Source organism: Kosakonia quasisacchari, assembly GCF_004331415.1.
GTDB classification, from domain to species: domain Bacteria; phylum Pseudomonadota; class Gammaproteobacteria; order Enterobacterales; family Enterobacteriaceae; genus Kosakonia; species Kosakonia quasisacchari.
Genome location: NZ_SJOP01000007.1, coordinates 12854 through 36707, shown reverse-complemented (window position 1 = coordinate 36707; position 23854 = coordinate 12854). Strand labels below are relative to the sequence as shown.

General features: G+C 53.9%; 25 protein-coding genes. 17 read left to right on the top strand and 8 right to left on the bottom strand.

What is annotated here, in order from left to right; all coding sequences use genetic code 11:
• Position 1 precedes the first annotated feature (1 nt).
• From E0L21_RS09110 to E0L21_RS09100, 3 genes are all read right to left on the bottom strand, one after another.
• Positions 2-1261 carry a CmpA/NrtA family ABC transporter substrate-binding protein gene (locus E0L21_RS09110; protein WP_131408724.1) on the bottom strand — a complete coding sequence of 420 codons (1260 nt, stop codon included), beginning with the start codon at positions 1259-1261 and terminating at the stop codon, positions 2-4.
• 275 nt (positions 1262-1536) lie between these two features.
• The gene (locus tag E0L21_RS09105) at positions 1537-2793 is read right to left on the bottom strand and encodes a nitrate regulatory protein (RefSeq protein WP_131408722.1); all 1257 of its coding nucleotides are present in this window, start codon (positions 2791-2793) and stop codon (positions 1537-1539) included.
• Positions 2794-2853: 60 nt separating this feature from the next.
• Positions 2854-3450: a TetR/AcrR family transcriptional regulator gene (locus E0L21_RS09100; RefSeq protein ID WP_131408720.1), complete on the bottom strand. Its 597-nt coding sequence runs from the start codon at positions 3448-3450 to the stop codon at positions 2854-2856.
• A gap of 112 nt (positions 3451-3562) precedes the next feature.
• Between E0L21_RS09100 and E0L21_RS09095 the strand changes: the two genes are divergently transcribed.
• Positions 3563-4159 (top strand): NAD(P)H-dependent oxidoreductase, encoded by a 597-nt coding sequence (locus E0L21_RS09095; protein ID WP_131408718.1) that lies wholly within the window; start codon positions 3563-3565, stop codon positions 4157-4159.
• Positions 4160-4404: 245 nt separating this feature from the next.
• On the opposite strand, the gene E0L21_RS09090 is transcribed toward E0L21_RS09095, so the two are convergent.
• Complete coding sequence (locus E0L21_RS09090) at positions 4405-6069, bottom strand: phospholipase D-like domain-containing protein (protein WP_131408716.1); 1665 nt, start codon at positions 6067-6069, stop codon at positions 4405-4407.
• A 188-nt stretch (positions 6070-6257) separates the two neighbouring features.
• Here E0L21_RS09090 and E0L21_RS09085 point away from each other — a divergent pair, with 188 nt between their 5' ends.
• From E0L21_RS09085 to E0L21_RS09075, 3 genes are read left to right on the top strand one after another with little or no spacing between them, the layout of a single operon-like run.
• Positions 6258-6779, top strand: coding sequence for a tetratricopeptide repeat protein (locus E0L21_RS09085; protein ID WP_131408714.1), 522 nt, complete (start codon positions 6258-6260; stop codon positions 6777-6779).
• Positions 6760-7317, top strand: a complete 558-nt coding sequence (locus tag E0L21_RS09080) for a sigma-70 family RNA polymerase sigma factor (RefSeq protein ID WP_131408712.1) — start codon at positions 6760-6762, stop codon at positions 7315-7317. Before E0L21_RS09085 ends, E0L21_RS09080 begins: the two co-directional genes overlap by 20 nt.
• Positions 7314-8099: an anti-sigma factor family protein gene (locus tag E0L21_RS09075; protein ID WP_131408710.1), complete on the top strand. Its 786-nt coding sequence runs from the start codon at positions 7314-7316 to the stop codon at positions 8097-8099. Before E0L21_RS09080 ends, E0L21_RS09075 begins: the two co-directional genes overlap by 4 nt.
• A gap of 17 nt (positions 8100-8116) precedes the next feature.
• On the opposite strand, the gene E0L21_RS09070 is transcribed toward E0L21_RS09075, so the two are convergent.
• Complete coding sequence (locus tag E0L21_RS09070) at positions 8117-8686, bottom strand: YceI family protein (protein ID WP_131408708.1); 570 nt, start codon at positions 8684-8686, stop codon at positions 8117-8119.
• Positions 8687-8852: 166 nt separating this feature from the next.
• On the opposite strand from E0L21_RS09070, the gene E0L21_RS09065 reads away from it, so the two are divergent.
• The 3 genes from E0L21_RS09065 to E0L21_RS09055 all read left to right on the top strand — a co-directional run bounded on the left by E0L21_RS09065 (position 8853) and on the right by E0L21_RS09055 (position 11427).
• A complete protein-coding gene (locus E0L21_RS09065) occupies positions 8853-9560 on the top strand; it encodes a heavy metal response regulator transcription factor (protein ID WP_131408706.1) in 708 nt (235 codons plus the stop codon).
• Complete coding sequence (locus E0L21_RS09060) at positions 9553-10929, top strand: heavy metal sensor histidine kinase (protein ID WP_131408704.1); 1377 nt, start codon at positions 9553-9555, stop codon at positions 10927-10929. Before E0L21_RS09065 ends, E0L21_RS09060 begins: the two co-directional genes overlap by 8 nt.
• Positions 10930-11043: 114 nt before the next feature.
• Positions 11044-11427, top strand: coding sequence for a DoxX family protein (locus E0L21_RS09055; RefSeq protein WP_131408702.1), 384 nt, complete (start codon positions 11044-11046; stop codon positions 11425-11427).
• Between the two features lie 96 nt (positions 11428-11523).
• Here the strand turns inward: E0L21_RS09055 and E0L21_RS09050 are convergent, their stop codons facing one another.
• A complete protein-coding gene (locus E0L21_RS09050) occupies positions 11524-11781 on the bottom strand; it encodes a YdgH/BhsA/McbA-like domain containing protein (protein ID WP_131408700.1) in 258 nt (85 codons plus the stop codon).
• 380 nt (positions 11782-12161) lie between these two features.
• Between E0L21_RS09050 and E0L21_RS09045 the strand changes: the two genes are divergently transcribed.
• From E0L21_RS09045 to chbG, 7 genes are all read left to right on the top strand, one after another.
• Positions 12162-12839, top strand: coding sequence for a type 1 glutamine amidotransferase domain-containing protein (locus E0L21_RS09045; protein ID WP_131408698.1), 678 nt, complete (start codon positions 12162-12164; stop codon positions 12837-12839).
• Between the two features lie 329 nt (positions 12840-13168).
• Positions 13169-13489: a PTS sugar transporter subunit IIB gene (locus E0L21_RS09040; RefSeq protein WP_131408696.1), complete on the top strand. Its 321-nt coding sequence runs from the start codon at positions 13169-13171 to the stop codon at positions 13487-13489.
• 81 nt (positions 13490-13570) lie between these two features.
• Positions 13571-14929, top strand: coding sequence for a PTS N,N'-diacetylchitobiose transporter subunit IIC (gene chbC / locus E0L21_RS09035; protein ID WP_020455001.1), 1359 nt, complete (start codon positions 13571-13573; stop codon positions 14927-14929).
• A gap of 48 nt (positions 14930-14977) precedes the next feature.
• Positions 14978-15325, top strand: coding sequence for a PTS N,N'-diacetylchitobiose transporter subunit IIA (gene chbA, locus E0L21_RS09030; protein WP_131408694.1), 348 nt, complete (start codon positions 14978-14980; stop codon positions 15323-15325).
• A gap of 10 nt (positions 15326-15335) precedes the next feature.
• Complete coding sequence (chbR, locus tag E0L21_RS09025) at positions 15336-16178, top strand: transcriptional regulator ChbR (protein ID WP_131408693.1); 843 nt, start codon at positions 15336-15338, stop codon at positions 16176-16178.
• A gap of 54 nt (positions 16179-16232) precedes the next feature.
• A complete protein-coding gene (locus E0L21_RS09020) occupies positions 16233-17588 on the top strand; it encodes a 6-phospho-beta-glucosidase (RefSeq protein ID WP_131408691.1) in 1356 nt (451 codons plus the stop codon).
• A gap of 12 nt (positions 17589-17600) precedes the next feature.
• Positions 17601-18359, top strand: coding sequence for a chitin disaccharide deacetylase (chbG, locus tag E0L21_RS09015; RefSeq protein ID WP_131408689.1), 759 nt, complete (start codon positions 17601-17603; stop codon positions 18357-18359).
• 42 nt (positions 18360-18401) lie between these two features.
• On the opposite strand, the gene E0L21_RS09010 is transcribed toward chbG, so the two are convergent.
• Both E0L21_RS09010 and E0L21_RS09005 read right to left on the bottom strand, forming a co-directional pair.
• Positions 18402-19940, bottom strand: coding sequence for a carbohydrate porin (locus E0L21_RS09010; protein ID WP_131408687.1), 1539 nt, complete (start codon positions 19938-19940; stop codon positions 18402-18404).
• 525 nt (positions 19941-20465) lie between these two features.
• On the bottom strand, positions 20466-20789 hold the full coding sequence (locus tag E0L21_RS09005; RefSeq protein WP_131408685.1) for a hypothetical protein: 324 nt from the start codon (positions 20787-20789) through the stop codon (positions 20466-20468).
• A gap of 214 nt (positions 20790-21003) precedes the next feature.
• Between E0L21_RS09005 and E0L21_RS09000 the strand changes: the two genes are divergently transcribed.
• Genes E0L21_RS09000 through E0L21_RS08990 form a run of 3 tightly spaced genes read left to right on the top strand, consistent with a single transcriptional unit; the run spans position 21004 to position 23848 of the window.
• Positions 21004-21819, top strand: coding sequence for an SDR family NAD(P)-dependent oxidoreductase (locus tag E0L21_RS09000; RefSeq protein ID WP_131408683.1), 816 nt, complete (start codon positions 21004-21006; stop codon positions 21817-21819).
• Positions 21820-21847: 28 nt separating this feature from the next.
• Positions 21848-22609 (top strand): SDR family oxidoreductase, encoded by a 762-nt coding sequence (locus E0L21_RS08995; RefSeq protein ID WP_131408681.1) that lies wholly within the window; start codon positions 21848-21850, stop codon positions 22607-22609.
• A gap of 39 nt (positions 22610-22648) precedes the next feature.
• Complete coding sequence (locus E0L21_RS08990) at positions 22649-23848, top strand: MFS transporter (RefSeq protein ID WP_131408679.1); 1200 nt, start codon at positions 22649-22651, stop codon at positions 23846-23848.
• Positions 23849-23854: the final 6 nt, after the last annotated feature.

Here is a 23854-nt window from a genome sequence, read left to right as displayed (position 1 = left end):
CTCATTTTTTTACGCTAAAGCCGTTGGCGTAGGCGACAGGATTACTGCCGTCCCAGCGAACGCCATCCATCAACACGCTGCTGCGCATATCGCTGCCCGGCAGCGGAACATTGCCCACGCTGGCGGCGGCCTGTTTGTAGATATCAATGCGGTTCACCTGGCGGGCGATGGCGAGGTAGTCCGGATCGCTGTCGAGCAGCCCCCAGCGTTTGTGTTGGGTGAGAAACCACATCCCATCGGAGAGCCACGGGTAGTTGACCGAGCCATCGTGGAAAAAGCGCATCGCATGCTGATCTTTCCAGCTTCTGCCAATGCCGTTGTCGTACTGGCCGAGCATGCGGCCAACAATGGTTTCTTCTTTGGTGTTCAGGTAAGCGCGACCGGCAATCACCTTCGCCGTTTCACGGCGGTTGTCGTCCGAGGCGTCAATCCAGCGCGAGGCTTCCAGAACTGCGGCGGTCAGCGCGCGGGCGCTGTTGGGGTTCTTTTCGACCCAATCGGCGCGTGTGCCGAGCACTTTTTCCGGGTGATCCGGCCAGATATCCTGGCTGGTCGCGGCGGTAAAACCGATGCCATCACTGATAGCGCGCTGGTTCCACGGTTCACCGACGCAGTAGCCGACCATGTTGCCAATTTTCATGTTCATCACCATTTGCGGCGGCGGCACCACCACGCTGCGGATGTCGTTGAGCGGGTTAATGCCCGCGCTCGCCAGCCAGTAGTTGAGCCACATGGCGTGAGTGCCGGTCGGGAAGGTTTGCGCAAAGGTGTAAGTGCCCGCCGGGCTGGCGGCGAGATGCTTCGCGAGTGCGGGCAAATCGGTGACGCCCGCCTCGTGCAGCGCGTTGGCGAGCGTGATCCCCTGCCCGTTCTGGTTGAGGGTCATCAGCGCTGCCATATTGGTTTGCGGCCCGGAAAGCCCCATTTGCAAGCCGTAAAGTTGGCCGTAGAGAATGTGCGAAGCATTCAGCTCGCCAGAAAGAAGCTTGTCGCGCACCGACGCCCAGTTGGCCTCTTTGCTCGGCAAAATGGTGATGCCATATTTTTTGTCGAAGCCTTTAACCGCCGCCATCACCACCGAGGCGCAATCGGTGAGCGGAATAAAACCCACACGGATCTCTTTAAGCTCCGGTGCGTCAGAACCGGCGGCCCATGCGCGGTTGATGACGCCCGGCACCAGCAGGCTGCCGCCCAGCGCCGCGCTACCCAGTAAAAACTGACGGCGGGAAACCGTCATACCTTTCGTGTTGTTATCACTCATGCCACCCTCGCGCTGCTCACCGTTGTGGGATGCAAAAAAAAACGGCGCCCATAAGCCCGTGCAAAGCTGCACGCTTATGGACGCCGTTGTCCGCTTAACGCTAAACCGACCGCCGTTGGTCGGGTGCGCGTTGTGATTTTTTTCCACCTGGAAAGGTTAAAGCAAAGGCTGTGCCAGAATTGAAAACGGCGGATTTCGCGGCATATTGCCGTTAACACCCCAGCGCGGCGCACTGCGGAAGGGCACTTTTCGCACTGGCAATGTGCAGCTACTCCTTAAGGGTTAGACTGAAAAACATCGGCCACCGCCAGCATGGCGCTGGCGATTTCAATCAGCTTTTTGTTCTGGTTCATCGCCATGCGCCGCAGGGTTTTATAGGCCTCTTCTTCACTGATTTGCCGGTGCTGCATCAACATGCTTTTGGCGCGCTCAATCTGCTTGCGTTCGTTGAGCGTTTCGCGCAGCGCCGCAAGCTCAGTGTCCAGCGCCTGCAAGCGCCGCGATTGCTGCTGCACCAACACCAATAGGGAACGGCCAAGCTGCGGGCGAACGCCGCCGCTCTCCAGCCAGCCGTGCGCATCGCTAAACACCGAGTAGCTGCTCTCTTCGTTTTCGTGTGCGGGCATCAGGCTTTCGATATCGGCGAGTTGCTCGTTATTGGCCTGCTCGGTGGCGGCAATACGCGCCTGGCAGTGCGCCATTAACGTTTGCGCCAGGGCGTCTTCCAGCGTTTTCATTGCGTCAATGCGCTGCGTGGCGAGGGCAAACCAGCGCAGGCAACTGTCGGCTTCGTATAACTCACGCCCGGTGCAGGCAATGCGCCGCAGACGTTCAAACTGGCTGTCGGCCGCCATCTGCTGCCAGCGCAGGCGGTGTTCGTCGTCGGCGAAATCGGCAAAGGTGGCGAAACAGCGCTCCTGGCGTTCAATCAGACTGAGCAATTTCTGCTGCGTCTCTTCGCTGAAGGTGCCAGCGGCAAAAGCGGCCGCGCCGGTCGCCCGCTCCTGACCTGCGTACTCTTTGCCCTGCATAAAGCTGAACATGGCGATTAAATGCCTGGAGATGGCCGGTTCGGCGGCGGTGTCCGACAGTTCAAACACCAGCGACAACAAATGGCGAATGATGTCGTTAAAGAAGCTCATCGCCTGCGGTAAACGCAGCGTGCGCTGGCGGATTTGCTGGCGTAACGCAGGTAACAAACTCAGGGCGTAAACGACGCTGGCGACGTGGCTGAACAGGCGGCTGGCCTGCGGCAACGCGGCAATCTGGCGCTCCAGCATGTCGAGTTGCGCCATCAGCGGGGCTTGCGCTTGCGCCACCTCTTGTTCGCGCAGGATAAGCTCATCGGCAAATTGCCCGCGAGTCGAGCAGAGAAACATATTGGAGGTTCCGCGCTCGCGTTGCAGCATGTGCACCAGTTGGCTGATTTTGCCCACCAGCTCGCCGCCTTGTAGCAGATAACGCAGGCTGTTGAGCTCACACTGGCGCGAGGCGAGCAGGAAACGGATGGTGGTCGATGAATTGGCTATCATGCGTATGCTCCAGGGAAGTCCTGCTTCCCTGATGCAAGGCGCGCGCCAGGTAGAACAAATTTAGCCGCGCGGCAGCGTCGCCCGCACCATGGCGATAATCACCGCACAAAGTTCTTCTTTCGCCTGCAACTCGCTAATGGCGCCCTGCACCGCCGCCCAGGCGAGCCCTTCGGCGGCTCCCAGCATGGCCCACAGCGGCGCATCACGCAGCGGTTCGCCGCAAAATAGCGCGAACAGGGTGCGGCATTTTCCGATGAAATCGACAGCGTACTCGCGGCGGATAGTTTCCAGCTCCGGCGTACCGGCGAGCGCCGCCAGTAAACTTGGCATTTCGCGCCCCTGAAACAGCACGCACTCAATATAAGCGCTGGCGATAACCGTGGCGCGCGCGGCTAACTCAGGCGCGGTCTTTGCCAGCGCATCATCCATTTTGCGGTTCTGGCGTTGATCATATTCGCGATAGAGCGCCGCCAGCAGCCCGGAACGGCTGGTGAAATGATCGTACACCACCGGCTTGGTGACACCGGCTAACTCCGCAAGATGGCCGAGCGTCAGCGCTTCGGTGCCCTCCTGGCGAATAATGTGCCACGCGACATCGACAAGCTGCGAATAGCGTTCTTCCCGCGACAAGCGCTGACGCACACGCGTTTCCGGCATGATGTTTCTCCCTTGACAGGTTTATATACTAAAAGTAACTTACTAATGGTAGGTTACTGTTCGTATATAAGACTACGTCCGTTAACGGCGGATGGCAATCCAGGAGATTCAGATGCATGCATTAATCGTGGTTTCTCACCCTTTAGCACGTTCGTTAACCCACAGCGTAGCGAAAGCTATTGCGCAGGGTATTACGGATAAAAATGGGCAAAATAGCGCAGAGTTTGCCGATCTGATGCAAGAAGGCTTTAACCCGGTGTTTAATGCCGAAGATTACACCGCCTTCGCCGAAGGCGCGCCGCTGCCCGCCGATGTACTTGCCGAGCAGGCGCGCATTGGGAAAGCCGATGCGCTGGTGCTGGTGTTCCCCATCTACTGGTGGACGATGCCTGGTCAGCTAAAAGGCTGGATTGATCGGGTGTTTTCTAACGGCTGGGCCTATGAAGAGGGCGCAAACAGCAAGGTTTCCGGCAAACTGGGGCACGTGCCTGTTCACCTTATCGCACTGGGTGGTGCGGACATGAAAACCTTTGAAAAACACGGCTATGCGCAATCATGGAATACGCAGATCGCCCACGGTATTTTTGATTATTGCGGCGCGCCGGTACTCACCAATGCCACGCTGATGTTGCCTGATTTCGGCACGCCGGAAGCGTTATTACGCGAGGCACAAAAAATAGGGGAGCGGATATTTACTCACCAGCAATAAGCCTCTCACTTTATCCGTGAAAACCCGCCTTTCAGGCGGGTTCTGCCGGTCATTATTATCCCCGCGACAAAGAAAAGACCCAGCAATTGTTGGCTTTTCACCGAACGTAAACAAAATATCCATTCTGATACGCTTTATCACCGGTTATTTCTCTTTTTATCAAACTAAACAAAGCGGAAAAAATAACAGAAGGCGAAACTATCGCCACCGGCAATGATTTATTGCAACCGCCATTTTGCCGCCGCCTACTGGCCGGAAAAATAGCGGCGACGCAGGGCGCGATCGCTACCAGCGACAAAGTACCCGGATGCGGCATCAATCCACTGCGTGGTTTCGTACAGATATTTTGGCGACACCGCGCCCGCAACGATGCGTTGTTGCGAGCGCGCCACCGATTCACGAAACGCATAGTGGGTGAACAAGCGCATAAACTCGCCAAGATAAACGTCCGCCACGGCAGCGTTGCCCTTGATCACCAGCATGTTTTCATCATTGGTGTCGGTGGAGGCGGCGGAAAAGTTCGCCGAACCGACAATCACAATCGGCTCCGGGCCAAGCGGGTCAATCAGCAAATATTTGGTGTGGATGTACGTGACGTGCGTCTCTTCCACTGGGCTTTCGATCTCTTTTAGCCAGCGGTCAAAGGCGTTCAGCACCAGGTTTTGTCCAACGGCGATGGTGACATTTGGATGCTTGCGGATACGGTCGATTTCCGCCGCTTGTTGCTTGTACTGACTGCCGGAGCCTTTTTTCTCCAGCAAGGCGAAGCGCAACACCTCATCGGTGCGATCCCAGGCGGGGACAAACAGTTTGTTCATGCCGAAGGCGAAAGTGCCAAAGAGCGCTCGTTGCGCGTCCGCCGCCAGTTGGGCGTACCACTCCAGCGCGGTAAGCGAAGTACGCGGCGAAAAAACGGTACTGACTTCGTCACGCCAGGGAACCGGCGGCGCGGCGGTGATCGTTTCGACTTTTTTCGCCGTTGGCGCGCGGGTTAAATCCTGCAGCAGCAGTTGCCAGTAGGTTTCATACTGCTCCGCCACGCGAGGATCGCGAACGATGTGTGCATTATTCGAGTGACCAAAAATGCCGTTTTCGCTCAGATTGGTGGAGCCGGTCCACACCTGCTGCGACACACCCTGGCGCCGAAAGACAAAGAACTTGTTATGCATATAACGACCGGAGTGTATGCGCGGGTGCACCAGCGCCTCGATGCCGCTGTGCGCCAGATGTTTTTCATTCGACTCGCGCTGCGAGTCGCCATCGTAAATCACGCTCACGGTCGCGCCGCGCGCGGCAGCGCTTTTTAGCGCTTCATAGATGCGGCTGTTTTTGAACTCAAAAATGGCACCGTGCAACTCATCACCTTTATCCGCCTGGCCGATAAATCGCTCCAGCCCTTCAATCAAGCCGCGCGACAGCCACTTCCACGCCGCATCGCCAATTTCCGCCGGGCTGGCATTGTGAAAACGCCGGGCATATTCCTGAGAAGCAATCGCGCCCCGGTTGAAGAAAATTGCGTGTTCACCTTTATCCACTGGCTCAGTTAACACCGTCAGTTGCACCGCATCGCCCGGCGTTAATGCCCCGGCAGGCCCGCGCATGGCGACAATTTGGTAACGATATTCAGCATTGGGCGAAACACTGTAATCAGACCATTGAAACGTCTGGAAAGGATGTTTAAAAGAGGAAACGGGCACGCCCGGCGCAGGCGTCGGCTCGACGCTGGCGAAGGTTTTCATGCCGTTTAGCCAGATGACTTCACCGTCGCTTTTACGCGTGCGCTGGATGGCGAAACCCAAAATGTTACCGGCGATGATGTGCTGCTCGGGCATATCCCAGCCCAGCAACACCACATAACTGCCCGCCACCGCTAACGCCGTTAACTCACCTTGCTGCCCGCTAACACGCATGATTTACCCTCCGCCGGAATCAGAGACTCACATTACCGCGACAAGCCGTATGAAATTATAAACCGGATGTGTGACGTAACGGTGATGTCGCCCGCATCAGAAGCGCTTTGCGGGAAACGTGATTTTTTTCGAATAGAAATCGTCATTGCAGCGTTAACTGATTACTCAACGTTACGAAGGAACTCACCATGAAAATGTTCGCCCCGCTGTTGCTGTCGCTATTTTTACTGCCTGCCGCGCAGGTTTTTGCCGCCGGAGACGATAATACCAACAGTAAAACGCCAGACTGCCCGAGCGGACAGGTTTATGACAGCTCGCTCAAACAGTGCGTGGTGGAAAAAAGTAGCCGCCTCAGTGACGAAGACAAAACCCATTATGCTTATCATCTGGCGAAAAAAGGGGAATATCAGGCGGCGTTGAATCTGCTGGATACGCTGAAAAACGGTAATACCGCTGAAGCCTGGAACTACCGGGGTTACGCCACGCGGAAACTGGGTCGCACCGATGAAGGAATTGGCTATTATCAGCGTTCGCTGGCACTCAACCCGCAGTATGCGAAAGTGCGTGAATATCTCGGTGAAGCGTGGCTGATAAAAGGCCGCCCGGATCTGGCAAAAGAACAACTGAAGACCATCGCCACGCTTTGCGGGGTGCAATGCGAAGAGTATCGCGACCTGCAGGCAGCGATTAATGGTCACCCCGAGTCCTGAATACCGGTGCGAGGAGCGCAAAATCACCACCAGTGACGTTCGCCAGCAACTTGCTGCACATCTGACACGCCTGTGGCGCTATGGACTGGTTCTGTCGCGCAACCGCGAGGTTGCCGAAGAATTGGTGCAGTCGACCTGCGTTCGCGCGCTCGAAAAGAGCGCGCAATTTACCCCCGGCACGCGGATAGACAGCTGGCTTTTCGCCATTCTGCACTCGATCTGGATCTCCGATTTGCGCGCGCGCCGCGTGCGGATCGGGCAAGGCTTTGTGGAGAGCGACGAACTGCTGGCTGAAGATACGCACGCTCAGGATGACGCGCGTCTGCATTACCCGAAAATTATGCAGCATGTCAGTGCGCTGCCGGAAGCGCAGCGTAATACCGTGTTTCTGGTTTATGTCGAAGGGTTTACCTATCAGGAAGCGGCAAACACGCTCGCGGTGCCTATCGGCACGATCATGAGCCGGCTGGCAAGCGCACGCGCAACGCTGGCGAAAAAAGTGAATACGCCGCCCAAAGCCCAGGAGAAACGCTCGTGAAACCCAGCACGTTTACCCACCCCTACCAGGATGACGCGATCGTCGCCTGGCTTGATGGCGAGATGAGTGAAGCCGATGCGCAACAATTTGAACATCAGCTTGCCCAGGACGAACAGCTTGCCAACCGCACCGAGGCGCTAAGACAAAACCCTGCGGATTTTGCCGAGGCGTTTGCACCGCTGCTTGATGAAGCCCCCGCAGCACGGATGCAGGCACGATTAAACGATCTGCTGGCGTCGCCCCGCCCATCCGCAGGCGTCAGCCGTCGTTCGCTGATTGCCGCGTCGCTCAGTTTTCTGGTTATCGGCAGCGGGCTTGGCTATTTCGCAAGGCCACTGGCGGTGGCGCGCGATGAGAGCGAGAAAATCCGCGATCTCGAGGCGCAATACATGTCGCTGTATAGCGCGGAAACGCTGCTGGATGCAGACAGCTCGCCCACGGCGCTGCAACGTGGGCTGGCGCGCACGGCGCAGGATATTGGCTTAAGCGTGAAGGTGGCGCAACTGGCACTGAGCGGCGCAGAACTCAAAATGGTGCGCATGCTGCGCTATGACAGCACCTCGATTGCGCAAATCGCCTGGATGGATGCGGAATATGGTCCGATGGCGCTGTGCATTTCGCCTGAGCGCGAGCGTCAGACGCGTGCGTTAACGCCTGAAAATCGCCATGATATGCACCTCGTCTGGTGGCAACAGCGCGGCTATCAATTTGTGCTGATAGGCCGAAACCCACCGCCGCAATTGTCACAACACGCGCAGGCGCTACACGCCGCGCTGTCATAAGTCCCGCCCGCCACGGTTTACGCTGGCTGGCGGGCTTGCGCATGGATTTCAATATTTATCGTCACCGTGTCATCCACCAATATGGCGAACTTGTCCATATTAAACGCCGAACGGGAGATAGCGGTGGTGGCATGGAGCGAAAGTTGCCCCGAATCCGCCCTGCCCTGATTTTGCAGCGTGGCATCGAGGATCACCGGGCGTTGAACGTTTTTTACCGCCAGGGAACCAAAAACCCGAAAATGCCCGCCGCCTAAATCCACCACCCGGCTACTGTGAAACGCAATCGTCGGATAGTGCTCAGCATCAAAAAACAGGCTGCTTTTCAACTGGTAAGTCAGCAAGTTATTAGAAGCAATGAGCGTCGCAACGGGAATCGTCACGTTAATGCGATCCTCAATCTCCTTTGCCGGGTTCAGCGTCACGTCCCCACTCACCCCTTCAAGGTGAGCTTGTGAAACGCCACCAAACGCGTGCCATGAGAGCGCTACCGTGGTGGCGGGCGTGGCGATATTGTAGCTGAGTGGCATCGCCTGTAAGCCCGGCGCGCTCAAAAGGCCAATCATCATGCCTGGGATGATGCGTTTCATAAATGGATTCTCCTGATTGCAGATACACCGTAAACGCACCAGTCGGGAATTTTATTCGTTATTACATCTTTTGCTTACAAAATTGTCAGTTAACGGTCAGGCAATTGTTAGCGGCAACGCTTTATATTATTGACGTTAGTTATAAGTAATCATCAGGGCCAGCGACATGAAACTCCTTTTAATCGAAGATGAAGAGAAAATTTCGTCTTACATCAACACCGCGCTACGCGAGCAGGGTTACAACGTCGATGTCTGCGCCGACGGGCGCGAGGGATTGTTCCTGGCAACAGAGATGGACTACGACGCCATTATCCTTGATGTCATGCTGCCGTCGATGGACGGTTACACCGTCATTACCAGCCTGCGCAAGCTGAAGCAGACGCCGGTGCTGATGCTCTCCGCGCGCGGTTCGCTCGATGAGCGGGTAAAGGGGCTGAGACTGGGCGCGGATGATTACCTGACCAAACCCTTTTCGCTGATTGAGCTGGTGGCCCGCATTCAGGCGCTGCTGCGCCGCCGACCAACTGATGGGCTCGATATTTCTCAATTGCAGGTCCACAACCTGCAACTCGATCTGCTGGCGCGTAAAGTTTACCGCAACGGTATACGCATCGACCTGACGCAAAAGGAGTTCGCCCTGCTAAGCCTGCTTGCCAGGCACCAGGGGGAAGTGCTGTCGAAAATGATGATTGCTGAGCAAGTCTGGGATATGAATTTTGAAAGCGATGCCAATATTGTCGAAGTCGCGATTAAACGTTTACGCGCCAAAATCGATTCTCCGTTTGAAGAGAAGCTGCTGCACACGGTCAGAGGGATGGGTTACATCCTTGAGTATCGCGACGAAGATCCCGGCAAAATGAGTGCGTATGTTTAAACGTTCTATTTCCCGCAAGCTGGCACTGACATTTGCGGTGGTCACATTATGTATTGCCCTCGCTTATGCGCTTTGCCTGCGGGAATCGCTGCGCGAATCGCTGAATAAACAGATGCATAATGAGCTGATGTTCCGCTATTCGCTGGTGGAGCCGTTGATTGTTTCTAAGTTTAATCATCATGAACTGGACGAACTCAAAACCAAGCTGATGAGCCTGAGTAACTCGGAAGGCGGGCGCGTTCATTACTGGATTTTAAGCAGCGATCCGACGCTGCAAGTGGGTGGCGAGCCGCCAAAAGAGATCGATCTTAATGCGCTTACCGATGGCTTCAGCCGCGTTAACCGGGAAAAAACCGACCAGTGTCCGTTGTTTCTTCTGACGAAAACCATTCGCTACCGCGATGGCGTAACGCCGCTGCATTTCGTGGTTTCAATCGACTCCACGCCGTATATGGGCACGCTGAATGAATTTACCCAGGTGCTGATTTTTATCACCACCATGGGCGTGCTGTTCGTGACCTTTTTAGGCTTTGTCATCTCCCGCCAGGGGATGCAACCGGTGGAACTCCTCAGCCAACAGGCGCGTGAACTTGCGCCGGGGATTGACGGCCAGCGGCTGGATGCCACCGCGTTGCCGCAGGAGTTGCAGGGTCTGGCGGAAGCCTTTAACGGCGTGCTTGCCCGCCAGCAAACCGCATGGCGACAACTGGAAAGTTTTAACGCCGATGTGGCGCACGAGTTGAGAACGCCACTCTCAAGCATTCTCGGCCAGACGCAGCTAGCCCTTTCGCGCAAACGCAGCCATGAGGAACTCGAAGCCTGCCTCGAATCGAACCTTGAGGAGGTGAACCGCATGACGTCGATCGTCAACGACATGCTGTTTTTGTCCCATGCGCAAACTGGCAAACATCCGGCGCAGCTTGCGGAAGTGTCGCTGCGCGAAGAAGCGTTAAAAACAGCCGAATATACCGAACCTTCATTCACCGACCGCCATTTGCAATTGCAGATCGAAGGCGATGTGACGATCTGCGTTGACAGGCGGTTGTTTACCCGCTCGCTCGCCAATTTGCTGGAAAACAGCGCCCGCTACGCCTACGAAAATAGCCAGGTCACGGTCACCTTAAGTAGCAACGACCAGCATGCGACGGTGAGCGTTAAAAATTATGGCGATGCCATTGAAAGCCACCATCTGGAAAGATTGTTTGAGCGCTTTTACCGCGCCGATCACGCCAGAACGCAAAGCGATACCAACCACGGGCTTGGGCTGTCGATTGTCAAAGCGGTGGCGCAAATGCACGGCGGTGATGTCTTTGCCACCAGCCTGAACGGCGAAAATACCTTTGGCTTTACGCTGGCGCTAAATAAATAGCGCCAGCCATTATCCCTGACAGCGTTGACAGAGTGGTGTCATTCGCCCGTCAGGGTGTCGCCAATATACTGTTCATGCTCACTCATTGGTTTTTACTTATTCAAGGAACCGCGCATGAACAACCAGATTATTATGGTAGTTGCCCGTATCTTAATTACCCCGTTGTTTTTATATAGCGGCAGCGGGAAAATAATAAATTTCACCGATAACGTGTTAAAAACACCGTTTGGTGACATGCTGATTGGCAAGCTGATGATCATTTTTGCCATTGCCATCGAACTGGGCGGCAGTATCGCATTTATTATTGGTTATCGGGTTAAAGAAATATCGCTACTGTGGATTTTTTATATTTTCCTCACCAGTATTATGTTTCATCAGTTCTGGGCGGCAAGCGGCCCACAGCAAGCCGGGCAAGTGATTCAATTCACCAAAAACATGAGTATCTGCGCTGGCCTGCTCTGTTTCTACTTACTGGCGCGCGAACAGCGAAAATCATAGCCAGCAAAAAGGCGCCCTTCACGGCGCCCTTTTTATCTATCGAAATAATTAACTCCGGCCTTTAGCGAATGAAAGACCGGGGTTAATTGCACGCTATTATTTATACAAAATCGCATTACCATAAATATACTCATCGCCACCGGCGGAGATAATTTTATAGTATTTCGCGTTATCTTTTGCAGCGGCTTGCTGAACTTGCGCTTCGAGATCCGAAACCGTATCGGCTTTGGCAATTGAAATGGTGCCCATCGGCACCAGGCCGCTATCATCGGTGACCGGTTGCGCGGCAAAAGCACCGAAAGAGATTGCACTAAACAGTGTTGCAGCAAGCACAGTATTAATAATGTTTTTCATAATAAAGCTCCGCATAAAAGAGGTTTTGACAATCATGTTTCAACGTAAGCAATATTACGCAGCGCATGCTGACCAGTGGCTGACAGTTTTATAACAAGTTTGTCAGACTGGCGTTATTTACAGGATTAGACATTTCTTGGAATAAATAAAAAAATGACAGTAATGCACGGTTAAATATTTGCCAGCGCCGGCGCTGATTATTGAAGAAAGTAATTATTGATGTAGCTCCGTGTAATAAAGTGTGAATGCTGTAACGCTTATACCCGGAGTTTTCCGACAATCCCGGTAAACCCGATATTCATCGCTATGCTTACTGAACGATTTATTCATTCAGTATGGCCACGGCAATGCCGCTGATAACGCATCACGACGGAGGTAACATGAAAATAGTAATGGTGCTGACATCCCACAGCGAACTGGGTAATACCGGCAAAAAAACGGGCTTCTGGCTTGAAGAGTTCGCCGCCCCTTATTACGTGTTCAAAGACGCAGGCGCAGAGGTTGTGCTCGCCTCGCCTGCGGGCGGTCAACCGCCGCTGGATCCGAAAAGCGATCTACCGGATTTTCAAACTGAGCTGACCCACCGTTTTAAAGCCGACCCGGCCGCACAGCAAGCGCTGGCTAACACCGTCAAGCTGGATAGCGTGCGCGCCGACGATTTTGACGCTGTCTTTTACCCCGGCGGTCACGGCCCGCTGTGGGATTTGGCGGAATCCAGTACCTCGATTGCGCTGATTGAAGCGTTCGAGCGCGCCGGTAAACCGGTGAGTTTCGTCTGCCACGCGCCGGGTGTGTTGCGTCATGTGAAAACCACTTCCGGCGAACCGCTGGTAAAAGGCCGTAAAGTGACTGGCTTTACCAATGGCGAAGAAGCGGATGTCGAGCTGACCAATGTGGTGCCGTTTCTGGTGGAGGACGAATTGATAGCACTCGGCGCGAAGTATGACAAAGGGCCGAACTGGGCACCGTTCGTCGTCGAAGACGGCAAACTGATCACCGGGCAAAACCCGGCCAGTTCTGAAGCCGTGGCGAAAGCGTTAGTCGCCATGCTGAGTTAATTGCTGTTGCCGCCATTACCCGCAGCGTAATGGCGGCTCCTCGCAGCCTCTTTTTGCGCCGCTACACCGGGTAATCCGGAAATAATTGAACCGCCCTTCTTCCCACCAGACCCGCCTCTTTAACGATAAATTGCCCAAAATGTGAAGACCCGCAAAGCACCAGGTCAACCAGAGACAATTTTGGAGCCTTATGAAATACCCGCACCGATAACCCTCCCGTATACTTGTTTCAGCCGAAGAAAAAAGTCATTTAGGTTAGGCGCACCGCCAGCATGAAGAGAGATAAACGAGTCTGGCTGGCGGATCATCGGACAATGAGGGTCGTTTTTATGGAAAAGAAACATATTTACCTGTTTTGTTCTGCGGGCATGTCGACGTCATTGCTGGTGTCGAAGATGCGCACCCAGGCGGAAAAATATGAAGTCCCGGTCATTATTGAAGCATTTCCCGAGACGCTCGCCAGTGAAAAAGGTCCGCAGGCCGATGTCGTGTTGTTAGGCCCACAAATCGCCTGGATGTTACCAGATATCCAGCGTCTGCTTCCCAATAAGCCTGTCGAAGTAATCGACGCCACGCTGTACGGCAAAGTCGATGGTTTAGGTGTTCTGAAGGCCGCCGTGGCGGCAATAAAAAAAGCCGCTGCCAATTAAACGCTGTTGCGTTCGCTTATCACACAGTGATCCCACACATTCGCCGCAATGTTGCATTGCGGTATTTAAGGGTATTTTTCTATGAGTAATGCTATTGCTTCACTTGAAAAGATACTGGTGCCTTTTGCGGTAAAAATCGGCAAACAGCCACATGTTAACGCCATTAAAAACGGTTTTATCCGCTTAATGCCCTTGACCCTCGCAGGGGCGATGTTTGTCTTAATTAATAACGTGTTCCTGAGCTTTGGCGAAGGATCGTTTTTTTATTCGTTAGGGATCCGACTGGATGCCTCAACCATTGAGACGCTGAACAGTTTTAAAGGCATCGGCGGCAATGTGTATAACGGCACGCTGGGCATTATGTCGCTGATGGCACCCTTTTTTATCGGTATGGCGCTGGCGGAAGAGCGCAAAGTGGATGCGCTGGCCGCAGGGTTGTTATCGATTGCCGCTTTTATGACCGTCACGCCGTATAGCGTCGGTGAATCTTACGCCGTTGGCGCAAACTGGTTAGGCGGCGCGAATATTATTTCCGGGATTATCATTGGCCTGGCCGTGGCGGAAATGTTCACCTTTATCGTGCGCCGCAACTGGGTGATTACCTTGCCAGACAGTGTGCCGGCTTCGGTGGCGCGCTCGTTCTCCGCGCTGATCCCCGGTTTTATTATTCTGTCAATTATGGGAATTATCGCCTGGGCGCTGAATCACTACGGCACCAATTTCCATCAAATCATTATGGACACCATCTCCACGCCGCTGGCTTCGCTGGGCAGTGTGGTCGGCTGGGCATATGTGCTGTTTGTGCCGCTGCTGTGGTTTTTCGGCATTCACGGTTCGCTGGCGCTGACTGCGCTGGACAGCGGCATCATGACGCCGTGGGCGCTGGAAAATATTTCTGTCTATCAACAATATGGCTCGGTTGAAGCGGCGCTGGCAGCGGGTAAAACGTTCCATGTCTGGGCGAAACCGATGCTCGACTCCTATATCTTCCTCGGCGGCAGCGGCGCAACGCTGGGGTTGATTATTGCCATCTTCCTCGCTTCACGCCGCGCGGATTACCGCCAGGTGGCGAAATTGGGTCTGCCCTCCGGCCTGTTCCAGATTAACGAACCGATTTTGTTCGGCCTGCCGATCATCATGAACCCGGTGATGTTTATCCCCTTCATTCTGGTGCAGCCGATACTTGCCGCCATTACGCTGCTGGCCTACTACACCGGCTTTATTCCACCGATCACCAACATTGCACCGTGGACGATGCCAACCGGCCTGGGCGCATTCTTTAATACTAACGGCAGCATCGCCGCGTTGTTGCTGGCGCTGTTCAACTTAGGCATTGCCACACTGGTTTACCTGCCGTTCGTGATGGTTGCCAACAAAGCGCAGAACGCCATTGAGCAGGAAGAGAGCGAAGAAGATATCGCTAATGCACTGAAATTCTGACCGAACCCGGTGGGTCTTGTCCCGCCGGAAACCACGCGAGGAGTACATATGTTCGATCTCGACACTGTCCTGGAGAGCACCACCCCAGCCGATGAGCTGGAAGAAGTGGTGATGGGCTTAATCATCAACTCAGGGCATGCGCGCAGCCTGGCGTACACCGCGCTGAAGCAGGCTAAACAGGGTGATTTTGACGGTGCAAAAGCGCTAATGGAGCAATCAAGGCTGGCGCTCAATGAGGCACATTTGGTGCAGACTAAACTGATTGAGGGCGATCAGGGCGAAGGCCGGGTGAAAATGAGCCTGGTGCTGGTGCATGCGCAGGATCATCTGATGACGTCAATGCTGGCGCGCGAGCTGATAACGGAACTGATTGAGCTTCACGAAAAATTGAAATAACAAGGAGTTGATGATGCAGCCTTTGATCAACACGCTGGGAATCAAAACCGTTCACGAACAGCAGCTGTTTAACGGTAAAAATTTCCATGTGTTTATCTACAACAAAACGGAGAGCGCCAGCGGGCTGCATCAGCACGACTATTACGAGTTCACGCTGGTATTAACCGGTCGCTATTACCAGGAGATCAACGGTAAGCGCGTGCTGCTTGAACGCGGTGATTTTGTCTTTATCCCGCTGGGTTCGCACCACCAAAGTTTCTATGAATTTGGCGCGACGCGCATTCTCAATGTGGGGATCAGTAAACGTTTTTTTGAACAGCATTATCTCGCCCTGCTGCCATTTTGTTTTGTCGCCTCGCAGGCATACCGCGCCAGCAGCGCGTTTCTGAGCTATGTGGAAACCGTTATCGCGTCACTCAATTTCCGTGAAACCGGGCTGGACGAGTTTATCGAGGCGGTGACGTTTTATGTCATCAACCGTCTGCGCCACTACCGTGAAGAACAGGTGGTGGATGACACACCACAGTGGTTAAAAACCACGATCGAGTCGATGCACGATAAAACGCAGTTTGGCGAAAACGCGCTGGAAAACATGGTGCAACTGGCGGCCAAATCGCAGGAGTATCTGACCCGCGCCACCCGCCGCTATTACCGCAAAACGCCGATGCAGATTATTAATGAAATCCGCATTGATTTCGCGAAGAAGCAACTGGAAATGACTAACTATTCGGTCACCGATATTGCTTATGAGTCGGGTTACAGCAGCCCAAGCCTGTTTATTAAAACATTCAAGAAAATGACCTCATTCACTCCCAATAGCTACCGGAAAAGGTTAACGATAATCAACCAGTAACGGCGAGCGGGCTGAACGTTTTACACCACCGTGTCTGACACGAAGGGAGAAATCATGAACCAGAAATTAAAAGTCGTCACCATTGGCGGCGGTAGCAGCTACACCCCGGAATTACTGGAAGGGTTTATTAAGCGCTATCACGAACTGCCGGTTACCGAATTATGGCTGGTCGATGTTGAGGACGGAAAAGAGAAGCTGGATATTATTTTCGATCTTTGCCAGCGCATGATTGATAAAGCCGGTATCCCACTAAAACTCTTTAAAACGCTGAACCGTCGCGAAGCGCTGCACGAGGCGAACTTTGTCACCACACAGTTGCGCGTCGGCCAGCTTAAAGCCCGCGAGTTAGATGAACGTATTCCGCTTAGCCACGGCTATCTGGGCCAGGAAACCAACGGTGCGGGCGGGCTGTTTAAAGGGTTACGCACCATTCCGGTTATTTTCGACATCATTAAAGATGTGGAGGAAATCTGCCCGGATGCGTGGGTGATTAATTTCACTAATCCGGCTGGAATGGTCACAGAAGCGGTGTATCACCACACCGGTTTTAAAAAGTTTATCGGCGTGTGCAATATTCCGGTCGGCATGAAGATGTTTATTCATGACGTGCTGCACCTGAGCAGCAGCGATGATGTCGCTATGGATTTGTTTGGCCTTAACCACATGGTTTTTATTAAAGATGTGCTGGTGAATGGTCAGTCCCGCTTTGCGGAGCTGCTCGACGGTGTGGCTTCCGGCAAGCTGAAAGCCTCCTCGGTGAAGAACATTTTCGACCTGCCGTTTAGCGAAGGGTTGATCCGCTCGCTCAATCTGCTGCCCTGCTCTTATCTGCTCTATTACGTTAAGCAAAAAGAGATGCTGGCGATTGAGATGGGCGAGTACTACAAAGGCGGCGCACGGGCGCAGGTGGTGCAGAAAGTCGAAAAACAACTGTTTGAGCTGTACAAAGATCCTGAGCTGAAGGTGAAACCGAAAGAGCTTGAGCAGCGCGGCGGCGCGTACTATTCCGATGCGGCCTGCGAAGTGATCAACGCTATCTATAACGATAAGCAAACCGAGCACTATGTGAATATTCCGCATCACGGGCATATCGACAATATCCCGGCAGACTGGGCGGTAGAGATGACCTGTACGCTGGGGCGCAACGGCGCGACACCGCACCCGCGCGTGACCCACTTTGATGAGAAAGTGTTGGGGCTTATCTACACCATTAAAGGCTTTGAAGTGGCGGCCAGCAAAGCGGCGCTCAGCGGCGAGCTAAACGATGTGTTGCTGGCGCTGAGCCTTAGCCCGCTGATCCACTCCGATCGCGACGCGGAAATTCTGGCGCGTGAAATGCTGCTCGCTCATGAAAAGTGGCTGCCAAACTTTGCCAATACCCTTGCACAACTGAAAACTGAACATCACTAACCGGGGCGGGCTATGGAATGCTTACTGATTGTTAACGCGGATGATTTTGGCCTCAGCAAAGGGCAGAACTACGGCATTATTGACAGCTTTCGTCATGGCGTAGTCACTTCAACGACCGCGCTGGTCAACGGCGATGCCGTAGAACACGCCGCCGGGCTGTGTCAGTGCGAACCCTTGCTCGGTGTCGGTATGCACTTTGTGCTGACGTTAGGCAAACCGCTGACGCCGATGCCCGGCCTTGCGCGTAACGGGCAACTGGGGAAATGGATCTGGCAAATGGCGCAGGAAGATGCGCTGCCGCTGGAAGAGATCTCGGGTGAACTGGAAGCACAGTATCAACGGTTTATCGCCCTGTTTGGCCGGGAACCGACGCATCTGGACAGCCATCACCATGTGCATATGATCCCGCAGATCTTGCCCATCGTCGCAGAGTTCGCCGCGCAGCGCGGCGTGGCGCTGCGTATCGATCGCCCCGCTTTGCCGCCTGACTTCGCGCTACCCGACACACTGCGCACGACACACGGTTTTAGCAGTGCGTTTTACGGCGAAGCGATTTCCGAAGCGCTCTTTTTACAGGCACTGGATGCGTCTACTGCCCGAGGAGAAAGCTCGCTGGAGATCATGTGCCACCCGGCGTTTATCGATAACACCGTGCGTCAGAGCAGCTACTGTTACCCGCGCTTAGCGGAGCTGGAGGTGCTGACGTCGCTGTCGTTGAAATATGCGATTGCCGAGCGAGGCTACCGCCTGGGGAGCTTTGCGGATATTTAACCCACGCGTTGCGGCGCGCCTTTGCGCCGCAACTTTGAGCTGTTACCACCACACTTCGGCCTGAACGCCCACCGCTAGCTGATCCTTTTTCTGATCGCCAAACTGGAAATGGCTGATGCCGTTATCCTGCGCGCGAATATAGGTCGTATAAAAACGGATCTCCGGCCGCGAGGCCAGCAGGCTGGTGTCGACTTTCAGCGCATGGTAAAGCGTGGTTTTATAACCCTGCTCATGGTAATTCACGCCCTGCTGTTTGTTGGTCTGTGTAAACCACCCCAGCTCAACCCCGGTCTGGTTGTAGCTGTCCCAAATCCACGCCGGGCGCACCACCGCACGCAAGCTGTGAAAATCCGTATGTGCACCGGTGTCATAACTGTAAATATCGTTACCCGCCGAGTAGATCAGCGCATGCGCCATTACCACTTGTGAGAACGGATACGCTTCACCCTGCGAGATCAAGCGAAACGCTTTGCCGTAGCTGTGCTCACCGTAATAGTTGTCGCCAAAACCATACGTTGGGCTGGGGCCAAAGGGCTGAGCAAAACCGCTGGCCAGCGAGTTATCCGCCGCCTGCACGGTAAACTCCTCAAAACCGCCCGCACTAAGCTCCTGGCGAACAACCACACCGGCCAGCCACGCGTCTTTAATGCTGTAGTAGCTGCCGTTATCCTCACGGTTTTTATAGGTGTCGGATTTGTTTGCCACTGAATAACGGGCAAGCAGAGCCAGCGTTGCGTTATCCCACAGTGGGATATTGTTGTAGCGTACATCGAGCGTGTTGGTATTCACCTGCAGCACCTCGCTGGCGGCAGGATAGCTCACCGCATGAGCATTCAAATCCTGTCGCACCAGCGCGGCATTGAGCTGGCCCACGCCGAGCTGCCAGTTTTCAATGCCCACGCCCGCGCCGCTCTCCGTCAGATGGCTTTTCCAGTCCAGCATCTGGATTTCATATTTCGGTAAGTTGTGTTTACCGACCCAGAAATCCGCTTCTGGCGCAAACGGAAGAAACCCTTTGGTGGTCAGGTAAATATCAGAAAATTGCAGCCGACTTTCGGCATCTTTATCAAACCAGGCGTCGCCATACTGCTCACCGACATTGCCGTCGAACAACACCACCGCATGAGCCGTTTTCCCATTCTGGTCATAGACGCGTTGTTTGAATTGCAGATCAAACCACGAGGAGTATTCATTACCAAAACGCCCGACCGATCCAACGGCATAAGGCTGTGGCGATCCATGACTGGCGGCGCCCCAACCGGAACGAAGATAGCCGGAATAGGTAAAACCGATATCTTCTTTGACAAAATCGCTAATCTCTTTCAGCGTTGGCGCTGTTTTTTCCGCTGCGGCATTGTTTGTAATTTCTTTATTAACGACTGTCATTACAGGTTTATTGGTTTTATTATCAGGCGCAGCTTGTTGATACTGTTTTAATGCTGCTTTGGTCTGTGACAATTCAACGGCATTTTCCTGTAACTGTTTTTCCAGCTGCGCCAGGCGCTGTTCTACCGTCAGGCTTTGCGACCAGGCATTACCGCAAACGGCCGAGATCAACAGCACAAGCAATGTTTTCTTCATTGAAAATTCCCTTTGTAAATTGAAAGCAAATAAGTTAGTGGCGTGCGTTACGCGAATAAATCCGCTTCTTCACAAATAAAAACCATGAAGAAGCGGGAGAACGCTTAATAAGCAAATTTCTAATAATTATCTCAATTATTCCCTGGAGATGACGCAGAGGCTCTACATCGACAACAATAGTCATGCAGAGCGAATATTTGTGTCCACCAACAGTTTCCCTCTATTTGATCTATCTCGCAGAATTAATACGAAAACAGATCGATATTACATTGCTCTGTAAGCGGCATTCCTAATACTAAATAATATAATCCTAAATTTTCATTTTATTATTAGCCTGTCATTTAAAAGGCTCACCTAATAATAGTGATAAATACATTACGTTACGCGAAGGATTTATAGAGTCTTTATGAAATACCAGGAAAATATAACCAGCATACTGGAGTAAAGAATAGGGATAACTTAGCAGTAGTTGGCACATCCATCCTTAAAAATCCACGAGCCACCGTGGATTTATGTTGCTCATGCTTAAACCCAGTCCTCTACCGCGCCATCAAGCGGACGCAGCGGCGGCGTAATCCGTTCAATCTCCTCTTCAATATCAAATTCCGTGAGTTCCTCCGCCGTGGCTAACAAAAAAGTCTGGCCTTGCGGGGAGATCCATTCAGAGATGAAATATTGCTCCTTGCGTGACAGCTCAATTTTCTGCTGCCCTTCCCGGTCGAAAAATTGCCCGTAACGCTCATCATGCTTTGATAAGTTCAACCCCATGGCCGGGTAAACACCGCGCCACACCTCGCCATGATGCTTGCCGCCCAGCACCAGGTACTCCTGCATAATCTTCTTGCTCATCCGCGCTCCTCACCATGCTGTTTCTTTTAAGCGTAGACAACTCTCCGATTGTCCTTTGAAAAGAGCACGCGACACGCCTCAGGCTTGCTGTGGAAACAGTACGACGACACGCGTTACGAAATGTCCTGAATCACGCCTATAAACGTCATTTAAGACATTCAGGGTTTGCTTATGATGCTTCCATCGCATCCATTGCTGACCTAAGGAATCTTGCATGACCATCGCTACACAACCTCACAAAGGTACGGCTGTTATCACCGGCGCATCAACCGGTATTGGCGCGATTTACGCCAACCGCCTGGCCAGAATGGGCTATGACCTGATTATCGTCGCCCGTAACCATAACCGCCTGAACCAAATGGCCAGCCACATCACGGCAGATACCGCCCGCAATGTGGAAGCCGTCGCCGCCGATTTAAACGACGCCCAACAACTGCGGGCGCTGGAAGCGAAGCTGCGTGAAGATGCCAGCATCACGCTGCTGGTGAACAACGCCGGCGTCGGGACGCACACGCCGCTGTTATCCAGCGATGTCGATCAGATGGAGGCGATGATTAACCTCAACGTCACCGCGCTGACCCGCCTCACATACGCGGTCGTTCCCGGTTTTGTGGCGCGCGGCGCAGGCGCCATTATCAATATATCCTCGATTGTCGGCATCGCGCCGGAACTGCTGAACGGGGTCTACGGCGGGACGAAAGCCTTTGTGCTGGCGTTTAGCCAGTCGCTGCATCATGAACTGGCGGAGAAAGGCATTCAGATCCAGGCCGTGTTACCCGGCGCAACAGCAACGCCTTTCTGGGATAACGGCGGCTTGCCGCTGGAACAGCTGGATAAATCCATAGTGATGAGTGCTTACGACCTGGTTGACGCCGCACTGGTTGGCTTCGCGCAGGGTGAACTCGTCACCATCCCCTCACTGCACAACGACGCGGACTGGCAGGCAATGGAACAACACCGACAGGCCATGCTGCCCAACCTCTCCAGTAACGTACCGGCTGAGCGCTACCGCCCGGCTACCACGCACTGAGCATCCATTTCAAACAGAGGGCTTTTTTATGAAACTGACAGGCAATACGATTTTTATTACCGGCGGCACTTCAGGCATTGGCCGCGCGATGGCGGAAAAATTTCACCAGTTGGGTAATAAAGTGATCATCTCCGGGCGGCGAAAAGCGCTGCTGGATAGCGTCACAGAAGCGAACCCAGGCATGGATTCCGTGGTGCTGGACGTCACGCAGGCCGCGAGCATCAAAGCGGCGGCGCAAGAGGTGCTGTCGCGCTACCCGGCGCTAAACGTAGTTATCAACAATGCAGGCATTATGCCGTTCGACGACCCCGCCGGTGAGCTTGATGATGCGATGGCCACCATGCTGTTAGACACCAACTTGTTAGGCCCGGTGCGGGTAAGCGCGGCGTTTATTGAGCATCTGAAACAACAGCCGGACGCGGTACTTATCAATAACAGTTCGATTCTGGCGTTCTTACCTCTCGTCAGTAACGCGCTCTATTCGGCGACCAAAGCTGCTATCCACTCTTACACCTTGTCCCAGCGCTTCCTGCTGAAGGATTTTGGCGTCAAGGTTATCGAAATTTCGCCGCCGTGGGTCGATACCGATCTGATCTATAAAAGTGGCGACACGCGTGCGATGCCGTTGCCGGACTTTATCCAGCAGACCTTCGACAAGCTAGGCACCGATACCATTGAAGCCATTGTCGATAGCGTGCTGCCCGCGCGCGACAACCCTGGCGCGAACGAACATGAGATGATCAACGCCTTTAACCAGGCGATGGTGGACAACCCGATCCCTGTTGCATGATCAAACAGTGTGGCTCCGGCTCCGCTGCGGGAGTGAATGATGAATAATCGATTATCTCTGACGCAACGACGCGCGTTGTGGGCGCTGAGCCTGGCGTATTTTATTCAGGCAACGGGGGCGCTATCGGTAGCGGGCAGCCTGAGCGCCATCTCCCATGAATGGGGGTTGAGTGATGGTCAAAGCGCGCGTTTACTCGCTGTTTTCGGCCTGACCTTTGCCATCAGCGCACCGCTGGCGCAGGTGTTTTTGGGTCATGTGATGCGCAAATATCAGGTGCTGGCCGGGATGCTGGTGTTCGGCCTCGGGGCATTTATTTTCGCCATCGCCCCCGATTACACCGCGCTGGTTACCTCCCGCGTGGTGATGGGGCTGGGCGCATCGCTGATTGGCCCGGTGCTGGTGGCACTCGGCGCGGAACTTGTCACGCAACATGAACGTGGCAGCGCCATTGCCACGATCCTGCTTGGCGTCTCCATGGCGAGCATGGTGGGTATTCCGCTGGCGGCGTGGATCGCGAATGGTTGGGGGGCAAGAGCGTTATTTGCGCTTGTCGCGCTGGTGAGTGTGCTGACCGCGCTGGCCGTCTGGTTCTCGGTGCCCAATATCGTTAAAGGGGTGGATATCCGTTTACGCCAGGTGGGACAGGTGTTAATGGATGGCAAATCGCTGACGGCGTTTTTGGTGGTCTTTTTCATTACCTCCGGCGTGTATGACATGTATGCCTTTATTTCGCCGATGATCCGCGATCGCTGGCAAGGCGATACCGCCAGTGTTTCGGTAGCGCTGACGGTGATTGGTGTTGCCGGGATTTTGGGTAACCTGTTTGTTGGCCGCGCCGCACGCCGTTATAGCGCCGAACGGTTACTGGTCGTGGGCATCACAATGCTGGTGCTGGATATGCTGCTGCTTATGATCCTGCCCGGTAAGCTGGCGTTGCTCTATTTGTTACTGGTGTTGTGGGCATTTTCTACCGATCTTCTGTGGCCAACCCAGCAGCGGCGGATTGTCGAAATCGCATCGGCGTCGACGCGCGGCATCTCGCTCGCCCTGACCAGCGCGTTTATGTTTTGCGGCATTGGTTTTGGTTCGGCGGTCGCTTCATGGCTCTATCCGCTGTTCGGCTTTTATGGTGTGATGCTAAGCGCAGTCCTGTTTTTACTATTGGCGCTTATCAGTTTATGGATCTCTGAACGATTACGCCTTCGGAGCCGGGCTTTGCTGGCCGCCAGCGCATGTTAAAGGGTG